At 69.6% G+C, this 24,463-nt stretch carries 21 protein-coding genes and 1 pseudogene; 12 read left to right on the top strand and 10 right to left on the bottom strand.

Features of this window, described 5'->3' with window-relative positions:
• Positions 1 to 29: 29 nt before the first annotated feature.
• Both ACTMO_RS24100 and ACTMO_RS23475 read left to right on the top strand, forming a co-directional pair.
• A pseudogene (locus ACTMO_RS24100) lies at positions 30 to 389 on the top strand (helix-turn-helix domain-containing protein); the annotation flags it as partial.
• Positions 328 to 588: a zinc ribbon domain-containing protein gene (locus ACTMO_RS23475; protein ID WP_342670132.1), complete on the top strand. Its 261-nt coding sequence runs from the start codon at positions 328 to 330 to the stop codon at positions 586 to 588. The pseudogene ACTMO_RS24100 and the gene ACTMO_RS23475, both read left to right, overlap by 62 nt.
• 157 nt (positions 589 to 745) lie before the next feature.
• Here ACTMO_RS23475 and gndA read toward each other — a convergent pair whose 3' ends face one another.
• The gene (gene gndA, locus ACTMO_RS0110860) at positions 746 to 2,176 is read right to left on the bottom strand and encodes an NADP-dependent phosphogluconate dehydrogenase (protein ID WP_019854720.1); all 1,431 of its coding nucleotides are present in this window, start codon (positions 2,174 to 2,176) and stop codon (positions 746 to 748) included.
• Positions 2,177 to 2,412: 236 nt separating this feature from the next.
• Here gndA and lspA point away from each other — a divergent pair, with 236 nt between their 5' ends.
• Positions 2,413 to 3,120 (top strand): signal peptidase II, encoded by a 708-nt coding sequence (gene lspA, locus ACTMO_RS0110855; RefSeq protein WP_019854719.1) that lies wholly within the window; start codon positions 2,413 to 2,415, stop codon positions 3,118 to 3,120.
• A complete protein-coding gene (locus ACTMO_RS0110850; RefSeq protein WP_019854718.1) occupies positions 3,113 to 4,042 on the top strand; it encodes an RluA family pseudouridine synthase in 930 nt (309 codons plus the stop codon). The genes lspA and ACTMO_RS0110850 overlap by 8 nt, the downstream gene beginning before the upstream one ends.
• Before the next feature lie 38 nt (positions 4,043 to 4,080).
• Here ACTMO_RS0110850 and ACTMO_RS0110845 read toward each other — a convergent pair whose 3' ends face one another.
• Positions 4,081 to 5,091 carry an AsnC family protein gene (locus tag ACTMO_RS0110845; RefSeq protein WP_026449093.1) on the bottom strand — a complete coding sequence of 337 codons (1,011 nt, stop codon included), beginning with the start codon at positions 5,089 to 5,091 and terminating at the stop codon, positions 4,081 to 4,083.
• A gap of 215 nt (positions 5,092 to 5,306) precedes the next feature.
• Between ACTMO_RS0110845 and ACTMO_RS0110840 the strand changes: the two genes are divergently transcribed.
• Complete coding sequence (locus ACTMO_RS0110840; RefSeq protein WP_019854716.1) at positions 5,307 to 6,551, top strand: cytochrome P450 family protein; 1,245 nt, start codon at positions 5,307 to 5,309, stop codon at positions 6,549 to 6,551.
• 77 nt (positions 6,552 to 6,628) lie between these two features.
• On the opposite strand, the gene ACTMO_RS0110835 is transcribed toward ACTMO_RS0110840, so the two are convergent.
• Positions 6,629 to 8,626, bottom strand: a complete 1,998-nt coding sequence (locus ACTMO_RS0110835; protein WP_245556128.1) for an arabinofuranosyltransferase — start codon at positions 8,624 to 8,626, stop codon at positions 6,629 to 6,631.
• Between the two features lie 126 nt (positions 8,627 to 8,752).
• Between ACTMO_RS0110835 and ACTMO_RS0110830 the strand changes: the two genes are divergently transcribed.
• The gene (locus tag ACTMO_RS0110830) at positions 8,753 to 9,346 is read left to right on the top strand and encodes a DUF2567 domain-containing protein (RefSeq protein WP_019854714.1); all 594 of its coding nucleotides are present in this window, start codon (positions 8,753 to 8,755) and stop codon (positions 9,344 to 9,346) included.
• A 55-nt stretch (positions 9,347 to 9,401) separates the two neighbouring features.
• Here the strand turns inward: ACTMO_RS0110830 and ACTMO_RS0110825 are convergent, their stop codons facing one another.
• The 5 genes from ACTMO_RS0110825 to ACTMO_RS0110805 form a co-directional block, all read right to left on the bottom strand.
• Positions 9,402 to 10,958, bottom strand: coding sequence for an FAD-dependent oxidoreductase (locus tag ACTMO_RS0110825; RefSeq protein WP_019854713.1), 1,557 nt, complete (start codon positions 10,956 to 10,958; stop codon positions 9,402 to 9,404).
• A 1-nt stretch (position 10,959) separates the two neighbouring features.
• The gene (locus tag ACTMO_RS0110820; RefSeq protein ID WP_019854712.1) at positions 10,960 to 11,877 is read right to left on the bottom strand and encodes an AurF N-oxygenase family protein; all 918 of its coding nucleotides are present in this window, start codon (positions 11,875 to 11,877) and stop codon (positions 10,960 to 10,962) included.
• 313 nt (positions 11,878 to 12,190) lie between these two features.
• Positions 12,191 to 12,877, bottom strand: coding sequence for a DUF8017 domain-containing protein (locus ACTMO_RS0110815; RefSeq protein ID WP_019854711.1), 687 nt, complete (start codon positions 12,875 to 12,877; stop codon positions 12,191 to 12,193).
• 331 nt (positions 12,878 to 13,208) lie between these two features.
• On the bottom strand, positions 13,209 to 13,889 hold the full coding sequence (locus ACTMO_RS0110810; protein WP_019854710.1) for an LON peptidase substrate-binding domain-containing protein: 681 nt from the start codon (positions 13,887 to 13,889) through the stop codon (positions 13,209 to 13,211).
• A 58-nt stretch (positions 13,890 to 13,947) separates the two neighbouring features.
• Positions 13,948 to 14,598 (bottom strand): NUDIX domain-containing protein, encoded by a 651-nt coding sequence (locus ACTMO_RS0110805; RefSeq protein ID WP_019854709.1) that lies wholly within the window; start codon positions 14,596 to 14,598, stop codon positions 13,948 to 13,950.
• Positions 14,599 to 14,780: 182 nt separating this feature from the next.
• On the opposite strand from ACTMO_RS0110805, the gene nadA reads away from it, so the two are divergent.
• From nadA to nadC, 3 genes are read left to right on the top strand one after another with little or no spacing between them, the layout of a single operon-like run.
• On the top strand, positions 14,781 to 15,848 hold the full coding sequence (gene nadA, locus ACTMO_RS0110800) for a quinolinate synthase NadA (RefSeq protein ID WP_019854708.1): 1,068 nt from the start codon (positions 14,781 to 14,783) through the stop codon (positions 15,846 to 15,848).
• Positions 15,845 to 17,452, top strand: a complete 1,608-nt coding sequence (locus ACTMO_RS0110795; protein ID WP_019854707.1) for an L-aspartate oxidase — start codon at positions 15,845 to 15,847, stop codon at positions 17,450 to 17,452. The genes nadA and ACTMO_RS0110795 overlap by 4 nt, the downstream gene beginning before the upstream one ends.
• On the top strand, positions 17,449 to 18,336 hold the full coding sequence (gene nadC / locus ACTMO_RS0110790; protein WP_019854706.1) for a carboxylating nicotinate-nucleotide diphosphorylase: 888 nt from the start codon (positions 17,449 to 17,451) through the stop codon (positions 18,334 to 18,336). The genes ACTMO_RS0110795 and nadC overlap by 4 nt, the downstream gene beginning before the upstream one ends.
• A gap of 75 nt (positions 18,337 to 18,411) precedes the next feature.
• Here nadC and ACTMO_RS0110785 read toward each other — a convergent pair whose 3' ends face one another.
• Together ACTMO_RS0110785 and ACTMO_RS0110780 are read right to left on the bottom strand one after the other, a co-directional pair.
• The gene (locus ACTMO_RS0110785; RefSeq protein WP_019854705.1) at positions 18,412 to 19,758 is read right to left on the bottom strand and encodes an NAD(P)/FAD-dependent oxidoreductase; all 1,347 of its coding nucleotides are present in this window, start codon (positions 19,756 to 19,758) and stop codon (positions 18,412 to 18,414) included.
• A gap of 157 nt (positions 19,759 to 19,915) precedes the next feature.
• The gene (locus ACTMO_RS0110780) at positions 19,916 to 20,707 is read right to left on the bottom strand and encodes a carbon-nitrogen hydrolase family protein (RefSeq protein WP_019854704.1); all 792 of its coding nucleotides are present in this window, start codon (positions 20,705 to 20,707) and stop codon (positions 19,916 to 19,918) included.
• A 181-nt stretch (positions 20,708 to 20,888) separates the two neighbouring features.
• On the opposite strand from ACTMO_RS0110780, the gene ACTMO_RS0110775 reads away from it, so the two are divergent.
• The 3 genes from ACTMO_RS0110775 to ACTMO_RS0110765 are packed head-to-tail and all read left to right on the top strand — an operon-like array spanning position 20,889 to position 24,398.
• On the top strand, positions 20,889 to 22,481 hold the full coding sequence (locus ACTMO_RS0110775) for an ABC transporter substrate-binding protein (RefSeq protein WP_019854703.1): 1,593 nt from the start codon (positions 20,889 to 20,891) through the stop codon (positions 22,479 to 22,481).
• Positions 22,478 to 23,491, top strand: coding sequence for an ABC transporter permease (locus ACTMO_RS0110770; protein ID WP_051099271.1), 1,014 nt, complete (start codon positions 22,478 to 22,480; stop codon positions 23,489 to 23,491). Before ACTMO_RS0110775 ends, ACTMO_RS0110770 begins: the two co-directional genes overlap by 4 nt.
• Positions 23,484 to 24,398, top strand: coding sequence for an ABC transporter permease (locus tag ACTMO_RS0110765; RefSeq protein ID WP_019854701.1), 915 nt, complete (start codon positions 23,484 to 23,486; stop codon positions 24,396 to 24,398). The genes ACTMO_RS0110770 and ACTMO_RS0110765 overlap by 8 nt, the downstream gene beginning before the upstream one ends.
• Positions 24,399 to 24,463 lie beyond the last annotated feature (65 nt).

The raw sequence follows: 24,463 nt of genomic DNA, 5'->3' as shown, positions 1-24,463 counted from the left end.
CAGTGATCAACGAAGGGAGGTGATCAGTCGTGCAACTGCGGTGCTGCTACCGGCTCTATCCGGACGAGTCCCAGCGTCAGGCGCTGGCGCAGGCGTTCGGCAACGCCCGTGTCGTGTACAACGACGCCGTGCGTGCCCGGCAGGACGCCCACGCGGCGGGGGAGAAGTTCCCCAGTGGCACCGTGCTTCAGAAGCGGCTGATCACCGACGCCAAGCACACCGACGAACGCGGCTGGCTCGCGGAGTGCTCGAACATCGTGCTGCAACAGGCCATCCGCGACTGCGACGCCGCCTACCGGAACTTCTTCGATTCGCTGAAGGGCAAACGTGCGGGACGTCGGGTGGGCACACCGAGGTTCAAGTCCAAGCGCGACCGGTGGCAAGCCGTTGGGAGTGCGCATCTGGTCCTGCCCGTGTGGAGCGGTGCACGACCGCGACATCAACGCAGCACGAAACATCCTCGCCGCCGGACGGGCGGAGAGGCTAAACGCCTGTGGAGGCGACGTAAGACCCCACACCGGGGCGGTTGCTGCGGAAGCAGGAAGCAGCGGAACCCCGCGAGGGAACGCCGCTCCGCACGCGGTATAGCCGCGTCGGAATCCCCGCCGTTCACGGCGGGGAGCACGTCAACAACGTCTGCTGCCGCCGCGTGGCCGGGTGGGGAGGGGCTCGTGGTGTTGGACACCGAGGTGTCGTGGTCGTTTCCGTGGGGGCGTGTCCGGAGGGGGCACGCCCCCACGGGGTTTCACGCCTCGTGTTCGGAGCGGTCTCCGGCCCATTCGGTGTGGAACACGCCGTCGAGGTCGGTGCGCCGGTAGGTGTGGGCGCCGAAGTAGTCCCGCTGTCCCTGTACCAGGGCGGCGGGCAGCCGTTCGGCGCGGACGGTGTCGTAGTAGGCCAGTGCGGAGGAGATCCCCGGTGTGGGCAGGCCGAACTCCGCGGCCGTGGCCACCACCCGTCGCCAGGACTCCTGGGCCCCGGACAGGGCCTGCCGGAAGTCCTCGTCGGCCAGCAGGCTGGCCAGTCCCGGGTTCTGTTCGTAGGCGGCGCGGATGCGGTCCAGGAACTTCGCCCGGATGATGCAGCCTCCGCGCCAGATCGCGGCCACCGAGGCCAGGTCGATGTTCCACCCGTAGGCGTGGCTTCCCGCGCGGATCTGGTCGAATCCCTGGGCGTAGGCGACGATCTTCGACGCGTACAGGGCCTGTTCCACGTCGGCGACGAACTGCTCCCTCTCGGGCGTCCGTGCACCACGGGGGCCGGGCAGCCCGGAGCCCGCAGCGCGCAGTTCGGTGTTGCCGGACAGGGAGCGTGCGAACACCGCTTCGGCTATTCCGCTGACCGGGCTGGCCAGTTCCAGGGCGTTCTGCACCGTCCAGCGTCCCGTCCCCTTCTGCTCCGCCTGATCCAGCACGACGTCCACGAACGGGCGACCGGTTCGCTCGTCGGTGTGGTCGAGCACCTCGGCAGTGATCCCGATCAGGTAAGAGTTCAGCCGCCCGCGGTCGAAGGAACGGAACGTTTCGGCGCTCTCCGCCGGAGTGTGTCCCAGCACCCCGCGCAGCAGGTCGTAGGCCTCGGCGATGAGCTGCATGTCGGCGTACTCGATCCCGTTGTGGACCATCTTGACGAAGTGGCCCGCCCCGTCGGGACCCACGTGTGTGACGCAGGGGACGCCCTCCACGTCGGCCGCGATCGAACGCAGCGTGGGTTCCAGGTCACGGTAGGCGCTGGAGTCCCCTCCCGGCATGATGCTCGGCCCGTGCAGCGCCCCCTCCTCGCCGCCGGAGACCCCGGCTCCGACGAACCGCACCCCCCGTTCGGCCAGCTCGGCCTCCCGGCGGCGGGTGTCCTCGAAATTGGCGTTGCCCGCGTCGACGACGATGTCCTGCTCGTCCAACAGGGGGACGAGTTCCGCCAGCACCGCGTCCGTGGGGCCTCCGGCCTTGACCATCACCACGACACGTCGGGGGCGTTGCAGGGAGTCCACCAGTTCCCGCAGCGAGTAGCTCGGCACGAACTCCCCCTCCGAGCCGAACAGCTCCAGCAGCTCGTCGGTCCGTTCCCGGTGCCTGTTGTGCACCGCCACCCGATGACCGTTGCGTGCGAGGTTGCGGGCCAGGTTGCGGCCCATGACCGCCAGGCCGGTTACCCCGATGTGGGCCTTGTCGCTCATGTGTGCTCCGTTCGTTCCCGATCCGGTGAGCCGGAGAGTTCCGTTCCGGTCAACATCGTCGACCGGGTGAGGTGTTCCCCCGGATTGCCTAGCTCATGTCGGTGCGGTGCGCAGTGTGGGTGTTCGCGCCCATCGCCTCAGTCCGGTGGAACGTCACCGGAGCACAGTGCTGGTCGTGGGAGGGGGCGGCGCATCCTGCTGGGCGCGGGCAGCTGTCGGTCGGGGACAATGGGGCCGTGAGCGAGAAACACCGCCAGTCCGGCCCGGGGGCCGGGGACGGAAAGCAGCACGTGTCGGTGGCCTCCGGGCAGGGCCCCCGCTGGGGTCTGCTGGGGCTGTTGTTCGGGATCGCGGCCGTGATGCTCGTGCTGGACGTGCTGACCAAGTCGTTGGCGGTGGCCAGGCTGGAGGGCGAACCTCCGGTCAAGCTGCTCGGCGGGGCGCTGTACCTGGTGCTGTACCGTAACCCGGGGGCGGCGTTCAGTATCGCCACCGGTCATACCTGGGTGTTGGCCCTGCTGGCGACAGCCATCGTCGGAGCCATCGTCTGGTTCGCGCCGAAACTGCGCTCCCGGGCGTGGGCCGTCGGCCTCGGTCTCGTGCTCGGTGGGGCCCTCGGGAACCTGGTCGATCGGATCTTCCGGGATCCGGCTCCGCTGCACGGCCACGTGATCGACTTCCTGTCGGTCTTCGCCCCGGACGGCAGTGTGTGGCCGGTGTTCAACCTGGCCGACTCGGCGATCGTCTGCGGTGGCGTGCTCATCGTGCTGCTCGCGCTGCTCGGCCGTGACTACGACGGAACCGTGCAGCGGGGAGGAAGTCGGGCGGCGGGGAGACGGGCCCGTGGTGGTCCCACCTCGGAACGAGGGGGTGGACACGGGGAACCGGACCGTTCCGACAGCGCTGATCCGGAACGCGGTAGCGACGAGGGGAAACGTGACTGATCTGCGAACACTTCCGGTCCCGGACGGTCTGGACGGGATGCGGGTCGACGCGGGACTGGCCCGGCTGCTGGGATTGTCCCGGAGCGCGGTCGCAGCGCTCGCGGAGTCCGGTGACGTGGAGCTGGACGGTTCTCCGGCGGGCAAGTCGGACCGCCTGTTGGCCGGGTCCTGGCTGGAGGTGCGGCTTCCCGGGCAGGAGGAGCCCGAGGCCCCCCCGGTGCCGGTCGACGGTCTGACCGTGGTGCACGAGGACGAGGACCTCGTGGTGGTCAACAAGCCCGTCGGCGTGGCCGTGCACCCCAGCCCCGGATGGGAGGGCCCGACCGTGCTGGGCGGGCTGGCAGCGGCCGGGATCAACCTGGCCGAGTCGGGGCCTCCGGAACGACGGGGCGTGGTTCACCGGCTGGACGCCGGAACCACCGGTGTCATGGTGCTCGCCAAGTCGGAGCACGCGTACTCGGTGCTGAAACGCGCGTTCCGGGAACGGACCGTGGACAAGCACTACCACGCGCTGGTGCAGGGACACCCGGACCCGAGCAAAGGGACGATCGACGCCCCCATCGACCGCCACCCACGTCACGACCACAAGTTCGCGGTGGTCTCGGAGGGCAAACCCAGTGTCACGCACTACGAGATCGTCGAGGCGTTCCGTGCCGCCTCGCTGGTGGACGTGAAGCTGGAAACGGGCCGCACCCATCAGATCAGGGTGCACTTCTCCGCGGTGCGCCATCCCTGTGTCGGGGATCTGACCTACGGGGCCGATCCGACACTGGCACGGCACCTCGGAATCACCCGTCAGTGGCTACACGCCTACTCCCTGGTCTTCGACCACCCCGCCGACGGCCGCCGCGTCACCTTCGACAGCGAGTACCCCCCCGACCTGCAGCACGCCCTGGACGTGCTGCGTGCCCAGGACCACTGAGTTCCTCCGGGCGAACCGCACCCAGCGCGGGGAGGGACTCACGAGTCCGTGATGTCCCAGACCAGGGAATGGGGTCCCGGTTCGGGTGTGGGAGACCACTCGACTGTGCTCAGCTCGGTTTCCTCCGGCAGGACGAAGACGGTGTGCCCCCCTCCCGTTTCCCCGGGCGAGACCGTGGGACCGTGCGGCGGCCGTGAGGACATCGACACCGAGGACTTGGAAACGGTCGTTCCCTCCGTGGTCACCAGGACCAGATGCCGGTCCGGTGGGGCCGTGAAGGCCGTGGGGCCCCGGTTGGTCAGCTCGGTGTGCACCACCACCGCCCGCTGTCCCTCGGAGAGCTGGTGACCCGCCGCGCTGAGCAGGAAGTCCGCCGGGTCCACCACTTCGACCAGCAACACGGAGACCGGTTCCCCGTTGGGGCCCACACCGTCCAGTTTGGTTCCGACCTTGCCCGAGCGTGGAACCGGTGGTCGCGGCGGTGCTCCGCTCTGGGCGGCGTGCGTGGCTCTGGTCCAGTTCCCGGAGGCCGGCGGTCCCCATCCGGTGGGGGCGCCCTGGGAGGGTGGAGCGGAGTGGCCGCGGGGTGGGGTGCTGGGACGGTGCGGAGGCGGTCCGGCGGCGGGCTGTTGTGGTGGTCCCTGTGGGGGGACCGGAGCCGGGTGTGGACCGCTCTGCGGGGGATAGGGGCCGCTCGCTCCTCCGTACACCGGGTGAGCCCCGCTGTGCGGGCCGGAGGGCTGGTTCGGTTGCCCCGCTTGGGGAGCGGGAGGAACCGGGTAACCCCCACTCGGTGGGTTCTGTGCCTGCGGGGGAGCGTACTGCGGTCCGGCGGGGACTCCCACTGCGGCCAACGCGTTACGAATTCCGTTCGGATCACATTCGACGCCGACCACGAGCGGAAGCCCGCTGGTGGACAGTGCCGCCAGGCGGGCCGCCACCTCGCGCACGTCCATGCCCAGATGAGCGGCGAGTTCGGGGATGGAGGCGCGCCCTGTCTCGGCGACGGCGTTCAGCAGGTGTATGTCCACGGGATCCGGTGCAGCCACATCAGGCCACGCTACCCGCCGGTGGAACGGGGGTGTCCCCGTGGTGCCCGCTCCGGGGTGGAAACAGTGAGGTCGCGGCGGGCCGTCGGTTGGCGGCCCGTCGAACATGAGGTCCTTTCGGGGGAAACGTGTCCCGACTCCGCTGATCGCGGGATGACAAGATCGCGGTAAACGGTGTCAACTGAGGACGGCACCGTGTTTGTCTGGAGGGCTTCATGACCGCGTCGCAACAGTGCCCGCACACCGCTCCGTCCGTTCTGGACGACGAGTTCCTGCAGGACCCCTACGTGCACTACGCCCGGATGCGGGAGAACGACCCCACCCGCCGGGTGAAGACGGTGACGGGGATGCCGGTGTGGCTGGTCACCCGCTACGCGGACGCCAAGGCCGCTCTCACCGACCAGCGGTTGCGCAAGGACTATCGCGAGATCCGCCGGGTGATGGACAACAAGGCGGCCGAGGAGGGGGCCGAACACCCGGACATCGGGGACGCGGTGCAGGCCCACATGCTGAACATGGATCCTCCGGACCACACACGCCTGCGCAAACTGGTGGTCAAGGCGTTCACCGCGCGCAGGGTGGAGGCGTTGCGCCCCCGGGTGGAGGAGATCACCCGCGAGCTGCTCGACGACATGGCCGCGCGGGCTGCCGTGGGAGAGACCGGGATCGACCTGCTGGACGCCTTCGCCTTCCCACTTCCCATCCGGGTGATCTGCGAGCTGCTCGGTGTTCCGGAGGACCGCAGGGACGACTTCCGTACCTGGTCCAACAACGTGGTATCGGGCAAGGACCCGCGCGCCGCCGAACACGCCGCCGCGGCCATGGCCGAGTACCTGCTCGAACTGATCGAGACCAAACGCACACATCCGGGCGAGGACCTGCTGACCGGCTTGATCGAGTCCAGTGAGGACTCCGATCGCCTCCAGGGCAACGAGCTCGTCGCCATGGTTTTCCTGCTGCTGGTGGCCGGACACGAGACGACGGTCAACCTGATCGGCAACGGCACGCTCGCCCTGCTGGACTCCCCCGAGCAGCACGAGAAACTGCGTACCGAACCGGAGCGGGCCGCGAAGGTGGTCGAGGAGGCCCTTCGGTTCGACGGTCCCGTGAACCTGGCGACGCTGCGTTTCACGAGTGAGCCGGTGACGGTGGGGGAGGTCGAGATCCCCGAGGGGGAACTGGTGCTGGTCTCCTTGGCCTCGGCGAACAGGGACGAGGACAGGTTCCCCGACGCGCAACGTTTCGACCAGGACCGGGCGACCGGTGGGCACCTCGCGTTCGGGCACGGCATCCACTTCTGTGTGGGTGCCCCGCTCGCCCGCCTGGAAGGGGAGATCGCGCTGCGCCAGTTGAGCGAGCGTTTCCCGAACATGACCCTGGCCGTTCCGCGGGAGGAACTGCGCTACCGGTTCAGCACACTCATGCGCGGTCTGGAGCGTCTTCCGGTGACACCGGCCTGAGAAGGGGACGTGCGAGTTCCACGCGGCCTCCGCTCCAGGACGGGCCGGTCACCGCCGCTTCGAGGGCGAGCCCGTCCTCACCGGCGTGCGATCACGGTGTAGGGCCCCACGCGGCGGGTGACGAACGCGGGATCCCGGAACAGCTCGGCATCGAACAACACCGGGTAGTTGTGCACGTTCGGCTGACGGGGGAAGGCGTCGGCCTTCAGCGTCAGGGACAGCGTGCCCTCGGGAGGATTGACCTTCTCGGCGTCGTCGAGGACCTGGGGGACGTACACCTCCTCCGAGTCCGAGTGGTGCCGCACGACGAACACCTCGGGTGCGGTGAACTCGGTGTCGTCGAGCATCCGGAGCAGCTCCTGGCTGCTCGTGGCGTTCGACCAGCGTCTGATCGTGGCCGCGCGGTGCTCGTACTCCGCCAGGGGGTTGGCGTAGTGCGGGGTTTCCTGCTGGAAACCCCAGTACGGGTGGTAGGGCAGCAGGTCGTAGTTCGTGGTGAGCAGCACGGTGTTCTGGGGAGGCTCGTCCGTGAGACCGGTGATCGTCGAGTTCAGCTCGTCCAGCCAGGCTCCCGGATCGTCCCGGTCGCTCTCGTCCAGCGCGGTTCTGCCGTTGGGGTAGTAGTCGTTGTAGGCGGACTCCGTCTCGGCCGCCAACCCCACCCGGAGTTCGTGCTGGAACACGCCCAGTGAGCCCGTGATCCCGAGGATCACGGCGAACACGGTCAGCCGCGGTCCGTACCAGCCGGAGAGTTTCCGGCGCAGCCAGCCGAACAGTTCCACCAGCCCCAGCGCTCCCGAGACCGCCAGCGCGCTCTCCAGCACCACCCTGAGCCGGAAGGCCAGTAGGGTGGTCTCGGCCAGCAGGGCCAGTGTGGACAGGCCGAACCAGATGTAGACGCCCCCGACCACGGTGAGCAGGGCCGGAGCGACGCGGCTGGTGGTGGACCGAACGATCAGCCACACCAACCCGCTCAGACACAGCAGGCCGAAAGTACCCACGTTCGTGAACGGAAGGGGCAGGAAGGCGCTGGACTCCGGCAGGTAGTGCTGTGCGGCGCTGCGTTCGAACAGCCCCCCGGCGAGCAGGAAGGGCAGCCACACGACCAGCGCCAGCAGCCCGCTGGTGATCCCGACCGGAACCAGCCGCAGGAACAGCTCCCACGCCGTCCTTCCGATCGCGGCGCCGTTGCGGACCCGCAGGATTCCCACGACCACGGCGAGGCCGACGATCAGCAGCACGCTGAATCCGAAGTGCAGGGTGTAGGTGACCGCCGCGAACCCGGTGAACACCCCGATGCCGATCAGTGTGGGCAGCGGGGGCCGGCCCGGGCGGCGCAGGGCGTACCAGGCCAGCACGATGATCGGGGGCAACCAGGCCGCCGACGGCCAGGCGTAGGGTTCGAGCAGTCCGTGGCGTGTTCCCGCGAGGACGGTGGCCAGCGCCGCGAGCAGGGCCAGCCGCCGTGACAGCACCAGGCTCCACAGGGCGAAGGCGACCACGGCGGTCACCGAGAACCAGAGCACGGCGTAGGGCTTGTAGGCGGCCCAGCCCTCCCATCCGATCAGCTCGGCGAAACGGCCGCCCAACCAGAACCATCCGGACGGGTAGTACGGGGGGATGCCCAGGTAGTTCATGTCGGCGGGCAACGCGTGTCCGGCCATGCGGGTCAGGTACTGCATACGGAAGGCGTTGTCCCCGCTGGAACCTCCGTAGTAGAACCGTGTTCCCTGCAGGGGCAGGGCGAGCAGCAGGGTGCTCAGCGTGGTCAGTACCGCCCAGGCACCACCGAGACGCAACCATTCCGCACGCGGTAGCCGTCCGGGAAGGACCACGGCGCCGAAAACGAGCACGAGCAGCCCCGTGGTGCTCAACACGGCCAGGGCGTCGGGACCGTAGCTCGGTTCGATGATGCCGATGTGAGCGACCACGAACTGGAGGGCGAGACTCAGGGCGGCAGCCGTGATCGCCCCGAGCAGGAGCTCGGCGACCGTCCGTCCGGCCGGTACTCTCGGCGCGGAGCGTGGACGTTCGCTCGGGGCGGGGGCCGGTCCGGTCGACGTGGGATCTGGCAAGGCGTCCGCCACTTTCCTGGTCCGGGAGTTCGGATATGACTGTGCACGAAGAATAATCGACGTACGGACGGGCCCTCGCGGACCCGCGAGCAACGGGGGCCGGACGCAGGTGTGTGAGGAGGACTCGTGGGATCGGTCGACGTGCCGGGAGGGGAGCCCGCTTTCGGTCGCGGTGCTCCGGAACCGGAGGAGGACGAACCACGGAGGAAACCTCGCGTGGTGGTCAGGGCGGATCTGCTTCCGGGGCTGAGCGTGTTCTCACTGCTCGCGCTGCTCGGACTTCCACTGGGCTGGGTCTGGTCGAGACTGGCGCCCGCCCAGGAGAGCGTCATGACCGCGGACGGCGAGCTGGTGCCCGTGCTGGTGGAGAGTTACCACGAGTTCGACGGTCTGGCGATCTTCCTGCTGCTCGGCCTCTCGGCCGGGGTGCTGGTGGCCGCGGCGCTGTGGCTGCTGCGTGGCAGGCGCGGGCCGGTGTTGTTACTGGCGGCGGTGCTGGGCTCGGTGCTGGCGGGATGGCTCGGCACCCGCGTCGGCACCTCGCTCGCGGCGGGGATGTACCCGCTGCCGGAACGGATGGAGGCGGGGGACCTGGTCGAGGTGGCCCCTCGGATCGACACCCCGGCGGCCCTGGTGACCCAGCCGTTGGCCGTGGCGTTGGTGTACGGTCTGCTCGCCTCCTGGAACGGGCTGGACGACCTCGGCAGACGCCGGGGCTGAGGACCTCCGTCCACCCGGCCGGCGCACACCGAGGGGTGCTCCGGCCGGGTGGGGGTCATCCGCTGCGTTCGAGCGTTCTCGACAGGCGCCCGCCCAGTCGACCGGCCAGCTCGACCAGCTTCGAGCGACGTCGTTGCCTGCCGGGGATCCTGCCCGCGACCACGTCCTCGATCAGGCTGCCGACCGTCTCCTTGGCGCAGCTCCGGTTCGCCCCGATCCCCCCGGAGGGGCCGCGTTTGATCCAGCCCACGACATAGGTCCCGGGCCTGTCCCACACGCGTCCCGCCGTGTTGGGGACGGTGCCGGTTCGTTCGTCGAAGGGGAGTCCGGCGACCGGTCGGCCCCGGTGGCCGATCGCCCGCACGACCAGTTCCGTGGGAATGTCGACGCTTCCGGAGTGTCCGGTCACCCGCACCCCCCGGACCCGGGTCTCGCCGAGGAACTCCTCGGGAGAGGAGTGGAACCTCAGGACGATGCGTTTCCGCCCGTGTGCCGGTGTGGCGTTCCAGTCGACGGTTTCCCGGGTGAGTCCGCGCAGCAGTCCCGCCTTGCTGTTGGAGGGGGCGGCGTCGACGGTGCGTGCGACGTCCGGGTCGTGGGTGTCCACGACCAGCTCGACATCCTCCCGCTGGACGAGGGCCAGCAGTTCGGGTCTGGTGTAGGCGGCGTTGTCCGGACCACGCCTGCCGAGCAGCACCACCTCGCGGATCCCGCTGGAACGGAGTTCGCGCAGTGCCCTCCGCGAGATCTCGGTGTGCTCCAACTCGTCCGGATCGGTGGTCAGGATGCGGGCCACGTCCAGGGCCACGTTGCCGTTGCCCACCAGCACGGCACGTTCGGCCGAGAGGTCGATCGTCGTCTCCGCGACGTCCGGGTGCCCGTTGTACCAGGCCACCGTGGTGGTGGCCGGCACGCTTCCCGGGAGTTGCTCACCGGGGACGTCGAGAGTGCGTGCCGCCGAGGCGCCGACCGCGTAGATCACCGCGTCGTACTCGGCGGCCAGCTCCTCGGTGGTGATGTCCCTGCCGACCTCGACCCCCAACCGCATCTCGACCCTCGGATGGGTGTGGAACCGGGCGAAGGTTTCGCCGATCTTGCGGGTGGAGGGGTGGTCCGGAGCCACGCCGTAGCGCACCAGACCGCCGGCTGTGGACAGGCGGTCGATGAGTGTGACGCGGCAGTTCGTGTGCAGCAACAGGTCCTCGACCGCGTACATGCCCGCCGGGCCGGTGCCGACCACGGCTATCTCCAGCGCCGGGAAGTCGCTGGGAATGGCGCGGTCGAACACCGGCGGTCCCCACGCGTGGAAGTTCGGTGAGTGCTCCTCTCCGGTGGAGGCGACGGGCTCGGACTCCCGGGCTTCGGCGTAGTAGTCGGCGTTGACCTGGGCGTAGGCCCGCATCGGACCCGTGAGGGCGTCCACCGGGAAGATCGCGTCGACCGGGCAGGCGTCCGCGCAGGCACCGCAGTCGATGCAACTGGCGGGGTCGACGTAGAGCATCTCGGTTCTGCCGAAGTTCGGCTCGTCCGGGGTCGGATGGATGCAGTTGACCGGACACGCCGCCACGCAGGAGGCGTCGGTGCAGCAGGTTTGTGTGATCGCGTAGGCCATGTCAGATCAGGTTCGCGCGTTTGTAGATCCAGGTCGACGCCTTGGTGAGCAGGCCCGCCGAACTCAGGAACTCCATCAGACCCGAGCAGCTGGAGCGCATCAGGGACTTGTGGTGCTGGTTCGCCTTGGCCTCGCGGACGGCTCGTCTGACGTCCAGCCCGGCCTTCTCGTAGACCTTCTTGTTCACCATGCTGGTGACGATGAAGTAGGAGGCCACGGCCACGACGAACGCGTTGATCTGCTTGCGCAGCCAGCCCGCCTTCTCCAGTCGCTCCTTGGTCTCCTGGCGGGCGAACTTCATGTGTCGGGACTCCTCGACCACGTGGATGTTGTTGACCGTGCGGACGAAGGGCACCACACGCTCGTCCCGCATCCAGTCCCGCTGCATGACGTCCAGGACCTCCTCGGCCACCAGGATCGCGGCGTAGGCGGCCTCGCCGAAGGCGAGTGCCTTGAACACGCGGCCCAGTTCGACCACTCCCCGGGGTGGCCGGTAGGCGGGGGCGCGGAGTTTCGCCGCCCCGCGCGCGAACATGATCGAGTGCCTGCACTCGTCGGCGATCTCGGTCAGCGCCCACTGGAAGGCCGGGTCGGTCGGGTCCTTGGCGTAGAAGTCCCGCAGCACCATCTGCTGCAGGATCATCTCGAACCAGATTCCCGTGCTCGCCACCGACGCGGCCTCCTGCCGGGTCAGCTCGCGTTGCTGCTCGGGAGTCATCTCCTTCCAGTACGCGGTGCCGTACAGGGTGCTCCACTCGGGGCTGGTGCCGTGGTAGTTCGTGTCCAGCGGGGTGTCCCAGTCGACTTCCTGGGCCGGGTCGTAGGACAGCGTTTCCGAGGACTCCAACAACCTGCGGGCCACGTCGTCGCGGTCGGGAGTGTCGGAGGGAGTCCCGTTCTCGGTGATGCTGCTGGTCATGGCTGCTCCCTGATGGGCTGACGATGACGGTCTGGTGTTACCGACATTTAGGGGTTACTGAAGGTAACACTTACTTGCTCGGCACGACGAGATCCCAATCACTGTGATATGAATCACAAAAATTGATGATTTCGGATGAGGGGGAAAGTCGTTCCCGAAGGGAGAGCCCGAGAGAGGCGGGAAACGGGATGAGGTCCGGGCGGAACAACCACGTCGCGGACCTCACGAGGGCGAACGGGGGCAGGTCGGGTGAGCGGAGCCCGTTTCCGGGTCGTGTGGGAGCGGCACCGGCCGCCGCGGCGGCCGGTGCCGGTCAGATCAGCCGCAACGACTCCAGTGAGCGGTCGATCTCCTCGGGGGAGACGCTTGCCACCGTCTCCTGGTCGGCGATGCCCACCAGAGCGACACTTCCTCGGTCGGTGGAGACCGTCACCACGCCGAGGTAGGTGGAAGGTGCCCCGCACGGGCCCACGGAGTCGGGGACGACCGTGCCGGACAGGAAGCTCCCCGTGATCGCTCCCCCGTCCAGCTCGACCGGGCGCGGATCGTCCAGTTCGGTCTTCGGGGGTGCTCCCTCCGGAGTGGTCCAGCCGAGTTCGGCGATCCGGCGCAGCACGTGCTCCGCCGCCGCGGCGGAGTCGGACTTCTCGACGGAGGTCAGCCCCACTATGGCCCGGTACGAGGTGGAGGCCTGTGAACAGAATCCGTCCAAGAAGGTCGAGTAGTTGCTCAGTGCCATTCGCTGGCCGGACTCGGTCTCGAAACCGGTGATCCCCTCGTGGTCGGTCTCCCAGAGCGGTGGGACGTCGTAGGCGATCCCGGCGTCGCGGACGGGAACCGCCTGCCACCCCGGTTCCAACGGGGAGACCGGAGTGCTCGGAGCGGCACTCGCCGAGGTCGTCGCTGCTCCCGCTCCGCCCGCCGTGGAGCCGTCCCAGGGTTTGACCAGCACCAGGGTGGTGACGATGGTGATGACGCTGGCCACGGCGGTGGAGGTCACCGCGATGGTGGGACCGTACCTGCGTAGTAGGGACTCTCGGGCAGTGCCGGCGCCCCCGGAGCCGGAGCTCTGGGGGTCGGCGGGAAAACGTCCCGACGTGCCGGCATCGGCGGAATACGGTCCGGACTGTCCCGGTCCGCTCCGGGGCGGGACGGGGTGCCGGGGGTGACCTCCCTCGTGGGAAAGCGGTTGCCCACTCAGTGGGTCGTAGTAGTGCCGCCCCGAGTTGTCCGTCCCGTGCCAGTTGTTCGACCCACCAGGTAACGACATGGTTCGTGATCCTAGCGAGCACCTGGCGGACGCCGTGCGGCGATCCGCGTGGTCGTGCCGGTCAGTTGATCCCGGCCTGCTCGGCGAACTCGGACAACTGGGCGGGAACGGCGCGGAGTCTGCGCACGAACTCGGTCTCCCTGATGAGCAGCGCACGGACCAGTCGCAGTCGCGCGAGCGGATCGGTCTCGGCCAGCAGGTCCTGGCGGTCCTCGGTGGCCAGGACACAACTTTCGGCCAGCCCGTAGGCGAGTGTGGAGGTGTCCGTGTTCTCGGGCGGTGTGGTGCTGCCCTCCACACGCAGTCCCGTGGCCAGGTAGCGCTCGTGCGCGGCGCGTGCCGAGGCGGCCAGACGTTCCCCGACCTGTTCGGTCTCCGGGTCGGGCTCGGTGTCGGGCAGCCACTCCACACGCGCCATCGGGTACGGCGCCGCCTCGGTGTCCAGCTGCAACAGTCTGAAGCGTTGTTCGCCGGTGCTGGTGGTGTCGTAGCGGCCCTCGGGAAGCTGCTGCACTTCGCCCATGCGGGCCGAACACCCTACTTCGTACATCGCGTCGACGTTGTTCTCGCCGACCTCCCAGCCCTGGCGGATCCCGACCACACCGAAACGACGGTCCGGGACCACTTCGTTGACCAGGTCCTGTACGAGTCGGCGGTACCGTGCCTCGAAGATGTGCAGCGACAGCGAGCCGCCGGGGAACAGCACGCTTCCCAGCGGGAACAGTGGGAGAGTCTCGGTCACTCCTCCAACCTACGTGCCCCGCCGCCGCACTGACCAACCGCGCGGCGGCGGGAGGGAGTCAGGTGGGTGGACGGAGCACGGCGAAGGCGTCGGTGATCTGCAGATCACGTGAGGTGAAGCGGAACAGCGCCGGGGGGCGTCCTCCCGCGGGCCCGGAGGACACCGTTTCCCCGGTGGCTTCCAGCGCGCCGCGTCGGGAGAGCACCCGTTGCAGGTTCGTGGCCGAGACGCGGTAGCCCAACGCCGCCGAGTAGATGTCGCGGAGCTCGGCCACGGTGAATCTCGGTGGGGCCAGGGCGAACCCGATGTTGGTGTAGGAGAGCTTCGCCCGCAGCCGTTCCCGGGCGGTCAGCAGGATCTCCTCGTGGTCGAAGGCCGTGGCCGGAAGGGTCTCCACCGGGTGCCAGGCCGTGTCCTCCGGCAGGGTCGGGTCGGCGTCGCAGGGGATGAGTCCGAGGAAGGCGGTGGCCACCACACGTTTTCCCGGTACGCGTTCGGGGGCGCTGAACACCGAGAGCTGTTCGACGTGGGTGAGTTCGCGCACGTCGACCTTCTCCGCCAGCTGCCTGCGGATGGAACGCTCCACCGTTTCGCCGGGGCCGAGTCTGCCTCCGGGCAGGGACCAGCGGTGCGTGTGCGGAGGTCTGGCGCGTTGCCAGAGCAGTGCCTGCAGGGCTTGGTCCCGGATCCGTAGGACACCGGCGAGCACCGCGTGCTCGACGGGTGAGTTCGCACACGGATGGTCCTCGGCTTCCGACGTGTTAGCATAGGGCACGTTTTCGATTATAAGACGAAAACCCTGGTTGGAAAATCAGGAGATCGAGGTCCCGGGGAATCGGGGCCCTTGGGAATCGGCGCGGTGCCCCTTCGCCGCGCCGGTGAGGAGGAGACATGGCCGCGACAGCAGCCAGTCACGGCGTCTCGGCCGGGCTCGACACGGCGGCGGTGCGGCGTACCGAGGACGGCTACACGGGTGTGTCGGCCACCGAGGAGTGGGCCGCCGAGGTCCGTCGTTTGGCGGAGCGGCGCAACGCCGTGCTGCTCGCGCACAACTACCAGCTTCCCGAGATCCAGGACGTCGCCGACCACACCGGCGACTCCTTGGCGTTGAGCCGGATAGCGGCCGAGAGCACGGCCGACGAGATCGTCTTCTGCGGCGTGCACTTCATGGCCGAGACGGCCAAGATACTGAGTCCGGACAAGACCGTGCTCATTCCCGACGAACGTGCCGGATGCTCGCTGGCCGACTCCATCACGGCCGAGGACCTTCGCTCCTGGCGGGAACGGTTCCTCGACGCGGGTGAGCCCGAACCGGTGGTCGTCTCCTACGTCAACACCACGGCCGAGGTCAAGGCGGAGACCGACGTCTGCTGCACCTCGTCCAACGCGGTGGACGTGGTGCGTTCGATTCCCGAGGACCGGCCCGTGCTGTTCTGTCCCGACCAGTTCCTCGGTGCGCACGTCAAACGGGTCACCGGCAGGCAGAACCTGCACGTCTGGGCCGGGGAGTGTCATGTGCACGCCGGGATCAACGGGGCCGAGCTCGCCGAGCGCGCCGCTTCCGAACCGGACGCGGACCTGTTCATCCATCCGGAGTGCGGCTGCGCCACCTCGGCGCTGTACCTGGCCGGGGACGGCACGGTGGACTCCGAGCGGGTGAAGATCCTGTCCACCGGCGGGATGCTGGACGCGGCACGCAGCACGGGCGCTTCCTCCGTGCTGGTCGCCACCGAGGTCGGAATGCTGCACCAGCTGCGCACGGCGGCCCCGGACATCGACTTCCGCGCGGTCAACGACCGCGCCTCATGCCGGTACATGAAGATGATCACTCCCGCGGCGCTGCTGCGGTGCCTCACCGAAGGCAAGGACCGGGTGGAGGTCTCCGACGAGGTGGCGCGGCGAGCCCGTTCGGCGGTCGAACGCATGATCAGTATCGGACGTCCCGGTGGTGGCGAATGACCTGGCGGGCCAAAGCCGATCTGCTGGTCGTCGGAACCGGGGTGGCCGGGTTGAGCGCGGCCCTGCGCGCCCGTGAGCTCGGCATGCGGGTGCTGGTCGTGAGCAAGGAGGAGGTCTCGGCGGGCAACACCTCCTGGGCCCAGGGAGGTGTCGCCGCTGTCCGCCCCGAGGAGAAGGACCCGGGCGACAGCGTGGGGAAACACGTACGGGACACGCTGGAGGCCGGAGCGGGACTGTGCTCACCCACGGCGGTGAACAGCATTCTCGGTGACGGAGCCGCCGCCATACGTCGGCTCCGCGCCTGCGGGGCACGTTTCGACACCACCTCCGGGGGAAGGCTCGCCCGCACCAGGGAAGGGGGGCACAGCGCTTTCCGGGTGATCCACGCCGGCGGGGACGCCACCGGCGCCGAGATCCAGCGTGCGCTGGGCACGACCGCCTCCGCGGAGGGGCTGCCGGTGCTGGAACGGCACTGCGTGGTGGAGCTGTTGCACACCGAGAACGGTGCCGTGGGAGGGGCTCTCGTGCTCGACCACGCCGGACGTCCCGGTGTGCTCCGTGCCCCGGCCGTGCTGCTGGCCACCGGCGGCCTGGGACAGCTCTACCGGGCCACCACGAATCCGGAGGTGGCGACCGGCGACGGGATCGCCCTGGCCCTGCGGGCCGGTGCCGAGGTGGCGGACCTGGAGTTCGTCCAGTTCCACCCCACCGTGCTGCACGTTCCCGGTGAGAACGAGGGCAGGCGACCGCTGGTCACCGAGGCGGTGCGTGGCGAGGGGGCGGTACTGGTCGACGCCCACGGCGAGCGGGTGATGCGGGACGAACACCCCGCTGGTGAGCTGGCCCCGCGCGACGTGGTGGCCGCCGCCATCGAGCGGCGGATGGCCGAGACCGGTACGGAGTCGGTCTACCTGGACGCCACCAGGGCGCTGGGTTCCGCGCTGCCCGACCGTTTCCCCACGGTGTACGCGGCGTGCCGTGCCGCGGAGATCGACCCTGTGGTCGAACCGATCCCGGTCACCACGGCGGCGCACTACTCCTGCGGCGGAGTCGTGTCCACGGTGGAGGGCAGGACCGGTGTGGCCGGACTGTACGTGGCCGGTGAGGTCGCCAGGACGGGACTGCACGGCGCGAACAGGCTGGCCTCCAACAGTCTGCTGGAGGGAGCCGTGCTGGGGGTACGGGCCGCGGAGAGCGCCCGGCACGACCTCGCCCGTGTCCACCAGGGACGTGCGAGACCGACACCGGAGCGGCTTCCCGCCGCCCCGGTGGTCGACCGGGGCGTGCTCCGGAGGATCATGAGCGGCCACGCCGGAATCGAACGCGACGGCGCGGGGCTGGACCAGGCCCGCACGGCGCTGGAGGCGGCCTCGGTGGTACGTCCACTGCGCACACGGGGAGAGGCCGAGGACGCGGCCCTGACGCTGACGGCCCACGCCCTGTTGGTGGCGGCCTCCCACCGCACCGAGTCGCGGGGATGCCATCGTCGACGTGACCACCCGGACACCGACGATCTCCACTGGCGGCGGCCCAATCCGCTGCGGCTGGACGCGTCCGGCTGGCTGATCCGCTCCGCTCCGGAGGAAACGAGGGACGTCGCGTGAACCTGTCCGAAGTCACCACCCGGAACCTGCGCGTGGCCGGACTGGATCCGGCCGAGTCCGAGGTGCTGGTCCGTGCCGCACTGGCCGAGGACCTCAGGTACGGCCCCGACGCCACCACCGAGGCGACGGTGTCCGAGCACTCCGTGGCCACGGCCGCGTTCAACACCCGCGTCTCCGGGGTCCTGGCGGGGCTGCCCCTGGTGCTCGCGGTGTTGGACCAGGTGGTCGGCGCCGACCGCTACCGCGTCGAGCACGCGGGCGTGGACGGCTCCCCGGTGGGGTCCGGCGAGTCCGTGCTCACGGTTCGGGCACCGGTGCGAATACTGCTCACCGCCGAGCGGACCGCGCTGAACCTGCTGACGCACCTCTCCGGAGTCGCCACGGCCACCGCCGCCTGGGTGGAGGCGGTGGCCGGGACCGGTTGTCGGATCCGGGACAGCCGCAAGACCCTTCCCGGCCTGCGGGTGCCCCAGAAGTACGCGGTGCGCTGCGGGGGTGGCGAGAACCACCGTTTCGGGCTCGGGGACGCGATGCTGGTCAAGGACAACCACGTGGCCGCGGCCGGTTCTCCCGGGGCCGCGCTGCGTGCCTGCCGCGAACACGCCCCCGGCCTTCCCCTCGAAGTGGAGGTCGGGGATCTGGACGAACTGGACGAGGTGCTGCGGCAGCGGCCCGGACTGGTGCTGTTGGACAACTTCACTCCCGAGCAGTGCGCCGAGGCGGTGCGACGTGCCGGCGCGGTCTCCCCGGAAACCGAGTTGGAGGCCTCCGGGGGGCTCACCCTCGACCGTGCCGCCGACTACGCGGACACCGGGGTGCACTGTCTGGCCGTCGGGGCGTTGACGCACTCGGCGCCCGTGCTGGACATCGGGCTGGACATGTAGGGAGGAACTCCGAGGCGCGGGCGCGCGATCGTGGGGCGACCGGCGGGCAGTCCGAGTCTCTCGGCCGGTGGGAGTTCAGCCCGGGGCGGGACGGGAGGACGCCCCGAAGGACTCCTCACCCCGCAGGTCGGGCACCTCCGGGGATGAGGTGTCCAGCGGGACGGTCCCGGAACGCACCATCCCGAGCTGTACGCACTGTCGCTGTGAGACCGCCTCCAGGGCCCAGTCGACCGCCACCCGCAACCGGTTCGCGGGCATAGCCATCAGGTGGTACCCCCGGGTGACCACCTTGGCGGGGAATCCCGACACGGGAACGTGCAGCGGGTTGGCCGCCGCCTGGTGCGCACCGAGGTCGACCACGAAGCCCAGGTCGCGGTGCCGGTATCCCCGCAGCTTCCCGTTCCGCAGGGAGGCCACCACGTTACTGGCCGCGAGCTTGCCCTGTCGGGTGGCGTGCTGGGCCGTCATGGGGGTGAGTCCGCCGGGATTGCCCTTGTCGGGGACACCGGCGGCGTCGCCGCAGGCGAAGATCCGGGGGTAGCCCGCGACGTTGAGCGTCTCGTCGACCGCGATCCTGCCCTGTCGGGTCTCCAGTCCGAGGGACTCCACGAGCGGGTCGGGACGCACCCCCACGCACCAGATCAGCGAGTGGGTGGGGACGTGTCGTCCGTTGTCGAGCGTGACCCCTTTCTCACCGGCCTGTTCGATCGAGGTCTCGGTCAACAGCTCGACTCCGCGGGCACGTAGCACGTCGGTGGCCGCCTCCGACAGCCTGTGGTCGAGCCCGGGCAGCACGCGCGGGGCCACGTCGAGCAGTTTCCAGTGGATCGGCTGGTTGGACAGCTCCGGGTGCCGGTCGGCCAGCAACCGGGTGAAGTCCGGTCCCTGGGCGGCCACCTCGGTGCCGGTGTAACCCGCCCCGACGACCACGAAGGTGCAGCGCGCGTCGCGTTCGGCCTGGTCGGTCGTGGCAGCGGCGAGTTCTATCTGCCTGGTGACGTGGTCGCGGAAGTACAGCGCCTCCGGGATGCCCCGGAAACCGTGCCCGTGGGTGGCCACTCCGGGAATGGGCAGCAGCTTGTTCACGCTGCCCGCTGCCAGGATCAGGCGGTCGAAGTCGAGTGCTCCGGTGTTGTCCTCGGGGTCGGTGTAGGTCAGCCGCTGACGGTCGGGATCGACCGAGGTGACCTCGCCGAGCACCAGACGCACCCGTGGCAGGGTTCCCGGAAGGGAGACCGTGATCGCTCGGGGGTCGAGGATCCCCGCGGCGACCTCGGGCAGCAGTGGCAGGTAGAGGAAGTAGTCGGTGGGATTGACCAGGACGATCTCGACTTCCTCCCGCCGGGTTTGCCGGGCCAGCCGCTCCGCCGCGTGATAGCCGGCGAATCCCCCGCCCACGATCACTACTCTGTTGCGTCCCATCGTGTCCCCAACTGGTCGGCTCGTCCTCGACGGCCGGGTACCCGGCGGGGAACTCGATCAAACCGGCCCGTCACCCGTGTGACGGTCGCCCGCCGACCCTCGTCCGCCGCGGAGCCGCACGCACGAGCCGCCCTCCGGGGAGGAAGGCGAGGAGCTTTCAGAGTTTCCGGTTGGCCAGCACCGGAAGGGCCTCCCTGGCCTGCTCGACCTGGGAGGGGTCGATGTCGGTGACCAGCACGTCGGGTTCGGCCTCCAGCTGGTCGTGGATCATTCCGTACGGTGTGACCACGGTGCTGTAGCCGATTCCGGTGGGGGCCTTCGGCGAGGGGTCCCTACCGATGCTGCGCGGATCCGCCTGACCACAGGCCACCACCCAGGAGGTGGAGTCGAGGGCCCGGGCGCGGACGAGCAGTTCCCACTGTTCGCGTTTGCCGCTTCCCGCCCCCCACGAGGCAGCCGTGAGCAGCACCGAGGCACCCCGTTCGGCGAGAGCGGTGTAGAGACCGGGGAAACGCAGGTCGTAGCAGATGCTCAGCCCCACGGTCGCGCCGGGCAGGGGAACCGTCACCGGTTCCTTCCCCGGCGAGACCGTCCGGGACTCGGTGAATCCGAAGGCGTCGTAGAGATGGATCTTGTCGTAGTGCGTGTGCTGTTCGGGGCCGGTGACCAGCAGGGTGTTGGTGACCCGCCCGTCGGCGGCCGGGGTGAACATGCCCGCGACCACGGTGATCCCCGCGTCCTCGGCCAGTCTGCCGACCTCGCCGGCCCACGCCCCGGTCAACGGCTCGGCCAGCGGAGCCAGCGGGGTCCCGAAGCACGCCATGGTCGCCTCAGGGAACACCGCCAACTCCGCACCCGCCTCGCCGGCACGGCGTACACCTCCGGCCACGAGCTCCAGATTCGCGTCGGGGTCCGATGTGGACGAGATTTGGCACAGTGCGACGCGCACCAGCTCACCTCCGCTCCGGCCGGGTCCGTCTCCGCCATCCTCCCATCCGCCCGTCCGGTCACGGGGAGAGCGGACCGGACTCTCCGGCAGGAGGACGGACGTCGCCCGAGGCGCGGGCGCGGAGAGTAGCCAAGATCTCATCGTGTTGCCAGGAACTTGCAGTAATCTCTAGAGTCTCGGCGTGTTCAACCGCCGCACCCTGATCACCTCGTCCCTGGCGGCCTTCGCTCTGGCGGGGACGGCCTGTTCGGCACCGTCGAACTCCGGAGGCGGCAGCGGGCCCCGCTCCATGCTGTTGGCCGACGGCTACGAACCGAGCAGCCTCAACCCGCTGCTGGGCTACGCCCGCTACGGAGCCGCCAAGTTCTACGACGGGCTGCTCGCCTTCGACGGTCGCGGGAAACTGCATCCGGCACTGGCCGCCGAAGAGCCCGAGTCCGCCGACGGCGCCCGCACCTGGACGGTGCGACTGCGGCGCGGAGTCACCTTCCACGACGGCTCCCCCTTCGACGCCCACGACGTGGTGGCCACCTACAGCGCGGCCGTCGATCCCGCCTACGCCGCGACGATCAGTTCCGACCTGTCCATGCTCGACGGTGTCGAGGCCGTGGACGACCACACGGTCCGCTTCCGACTGAACATCCCCTACGCGGCCTGGCCCGCCAGGATGCTCATGGGGATCCTGCCGAAGGACGCGCTCGCCGAGGCCGCGCCCCAGGACCGTTCCCCACTCAACACCGAGCCGGTGGGAACCGGTCCCTACCGGCTCGCGGAGTGGCGCCAGGGCGAACGGATGGTCTGGCGCGCGAACGAGGACTACTGGGGCGGGACCCCGGAGGTGGACGAGATCACGGTCGTGTTCGCCACCGACGACAACACCAGGGCACAACGTGTGCAGGCCGGGGAGTTCGACGGGACGGTACTGCCCCCCACACTGGCGGGACGGATAGGAGGGGACTCCTACCGCACCGTGCACCACGACACCGCCGACTACCGGGCCATCACCCTGCCCAGCGATCACCCGGTCACCGGCGACGCCGCGATGCGCCGGGCACTGAACCTGGCGGCCAACCGCTCGGGCATGGTCGAGAGCCTGCTCGGCGGACACGGAACCCCCGCCCACACCCCCGTGCCCGCCTCCATGGAGCGCTACCACGCTCCCGAGGCCCGTTTCGACTTCGACCGGCAGCGCGCACGCCGGGTGCTCGACGAGGCGGGATGGGCCCCCGGTCCGGACGGGATCCGGCAGCGGAACGGGACCCCGGCCAGGTTCACCGTCATGTACTTCGCCGACGACACGCTACGCAAGAAGTTCGCGGACGCCTTCGCCTCGGACGCGGAGCGGATCGGCGTCCGGGTCGAGCTCGCCGGGGTGGACCGTTCGGAGGCCGCCGAGCGCATCGGTACCGACGCGATCGTGCTGGGCGGGGGCTGCCCGGTCGATCCCGACATCCAGATGTACTCGGCGCTGCACTCCTCGATGATCGGAACCGGCACCTACCGGAACCCGGCCAAGTACCGCAACGACCGGGTCGACTCGGCGCTGGACGCGGGAAGGAACACGGTCGATCCCGCCGAGCGGGCCCGCCACTACAAGGAGGCCCAGCGGGCCTACGTCGCCGACCCCGGCCTGGTGTACCTGGCCTTCGTCCAGCACAGCTACGTGATGCGTCGTGGTGTCTGGAACGGCTACGAACCGGTGGTCGAACCGCACACCCACGGAACCACCTGGGGGCCGTGGTGGAACGTCGAGGACTGGACGCCGAAGAGTTGAGATCGGCGGTATGGTCGGCACACCGTGCCGGCGGTCGTTCCGCGGCGGTGCTGTGGCTGGTCCTGCGGAGACTGGTGTGGGCGGTTCCGGTGCTGCTGCTCGTGTCGCTGGGGGTCTTCCTGCTGGCGGCGGCGTCCCCGTTCGACCCGATCCACCAGTACTACGGGGTGCGGATCTACGACGCCTCGGCGGCGGACGTGGCCAGGGTACGGGCCGAACTCGGTCTGGACCGTCCGGTGCTGGCGCGCTTCTGGGAGTGGCTGAGCGGTCTGTTCTCCGGGGATCTCGGCGTGTCGCGGTCGATGCGCCAGCCCGTGGTCGAGGTGGTCGCGCAGCGCCTTCCGTGGACCCTGCTGCTGGCGGGCACCGGGCTCCTCCTCGCCGTGGTGTTCTCCCTGGTGGTGGGCACGGTCGCCGCCTGGCGGCAGGGAGGATGGCTCGACCGGACGGTCACGGCTGTCGGGCACGCGTTGGAGGGAGTGCCGCCCTTCGTGCTCGCCCTGCTGGCCATCGCCCTGTTCTCCCTCGGACTCGGGTGGCTGCCGGTGGCCGGACTCACCGACGCGGGCAGTTCGCTCGGCCTCGGGCAGGTGCTCGAACACCTGGTACTGCCCGCGGCGGTGCTCGGTGTCTCCCAGGCGCCCTGGCTGGTGCTGCACGTTCGTCAGTCGCTGCTGACCGCCCTGACCGAGGACCACGTCAACGGGGCACGGGCACGTGGGATGAGCGAACGGATCGTGGTGCTGCGCCACGCCTTGCCGACGGCGCTTCTGCCGTTCGTGACCCTGATCGGAGCGCGCGTTCCGGAGCTGGTCACCGGGGCCGTGCTCGTGGAGGAGGTCTTCTCCTGGCCCGGCGTGGCCTCCGCCGTGGTGACAGCGGCGAAAGCCGCCGACTACCCCCTGCTGGCCGTGCTGACGCTCCTGGCCACGGCTGCCGTGCTGCTCGGTTCGCTGCTGGCCGACATCGCCGCGATCCTGCTCGACCCGAGGGTGGCCACCGATGGTTGAACTCAGGCAGCACGACTCGCCCCCCTCGGGAAAGGGGCGGTGGCGTGACGTCGCCCGCTCGCGGGCGGGTACCAAGCGCGGGCGTGGCGCCACGCGCTCGCGCACCCGGCTCTCGGTGGCGGTGTTGGCGGTGTTGTTGCTGGCCGCCGTGCTGGTTCCGTGGCTGTCCCCGTCCACCGGCCTCGTGGACTACGGGTCGGTGCGAATGCCTCCCGGACCCGGGCATCCCTTCGGTACGGACACCTCGGGAAGGGACCTGTTCACGCGTTCCTGGGCCGGGCTGCGGATATCGTTGCTGGTGGCGGCCGTCAGCACCCTGGTCTCCACGGTGCTCGGCTCCGTGGTCGGCACCGTGGCCGGATCGTTCGGAGGATGGACCGACCGGCTGCTGATGCGGCTCGTCGACGCGGTCAACTCCGTTCCCCACCTGCTGCTCGGCATCGTCATCGTGGCCCTGTACAGCGGGACCGTGCTGGCCGTGGTGCTGTCCATCGGACTCACCCACTGGGCCACGGTCGCCCGTGTCGTCCGCTCCGAGGTGCTCGGCCTGCGGGAGCGCCCCTACGTCGATGCGGCGATCTCGGCGGGGGCGAGCAGGTGGTGGATCCTGCGCAGGCACATGCTGCCCGCCGTGGTTCCCCAGGCGTCCCTGTCGGCCGTGCTGCTGGTCCCGCACGCCGTGTTCCACGAGACGGCGCTGAGCTTCCTCGGCCTGGGGCTGCCCCCGCATCTGGCCAGTATCGGCAACATCCTCGGGGACGGACGGGAGGCGGTGTTGCTGGGCGCCTGGTGGATCGTCGCCTTCCCAGCCCTGTTGCTCGTGGCGACCACCCTGGCGGTGTCGGGACTAGCGGCCGCCTGGCGGGACCGTACGGTTCCGGCGCGCCGTTCCGAGTTGACGTTGTGAGTGCTGTTCGCCTGCCGGAGGACGGGGGTGTGGGTGTGGACCAGCACGGTCCGCTGCTGTCACTG

The organism is Actinopolyspora mortivallis DSM 44261 (assembly GCF_000384035.1).
GTDB classification, from domain to species: Bacteria; Actinomycetota; Actinomycetes; order Mycobacteriales; family Pseudonocardiaceae; genus Actinopolyspora; species Actinopolyspora mortivallis.
This window is presented reverse-complemented; position numbering and strand designations above follow the sequence as displayed.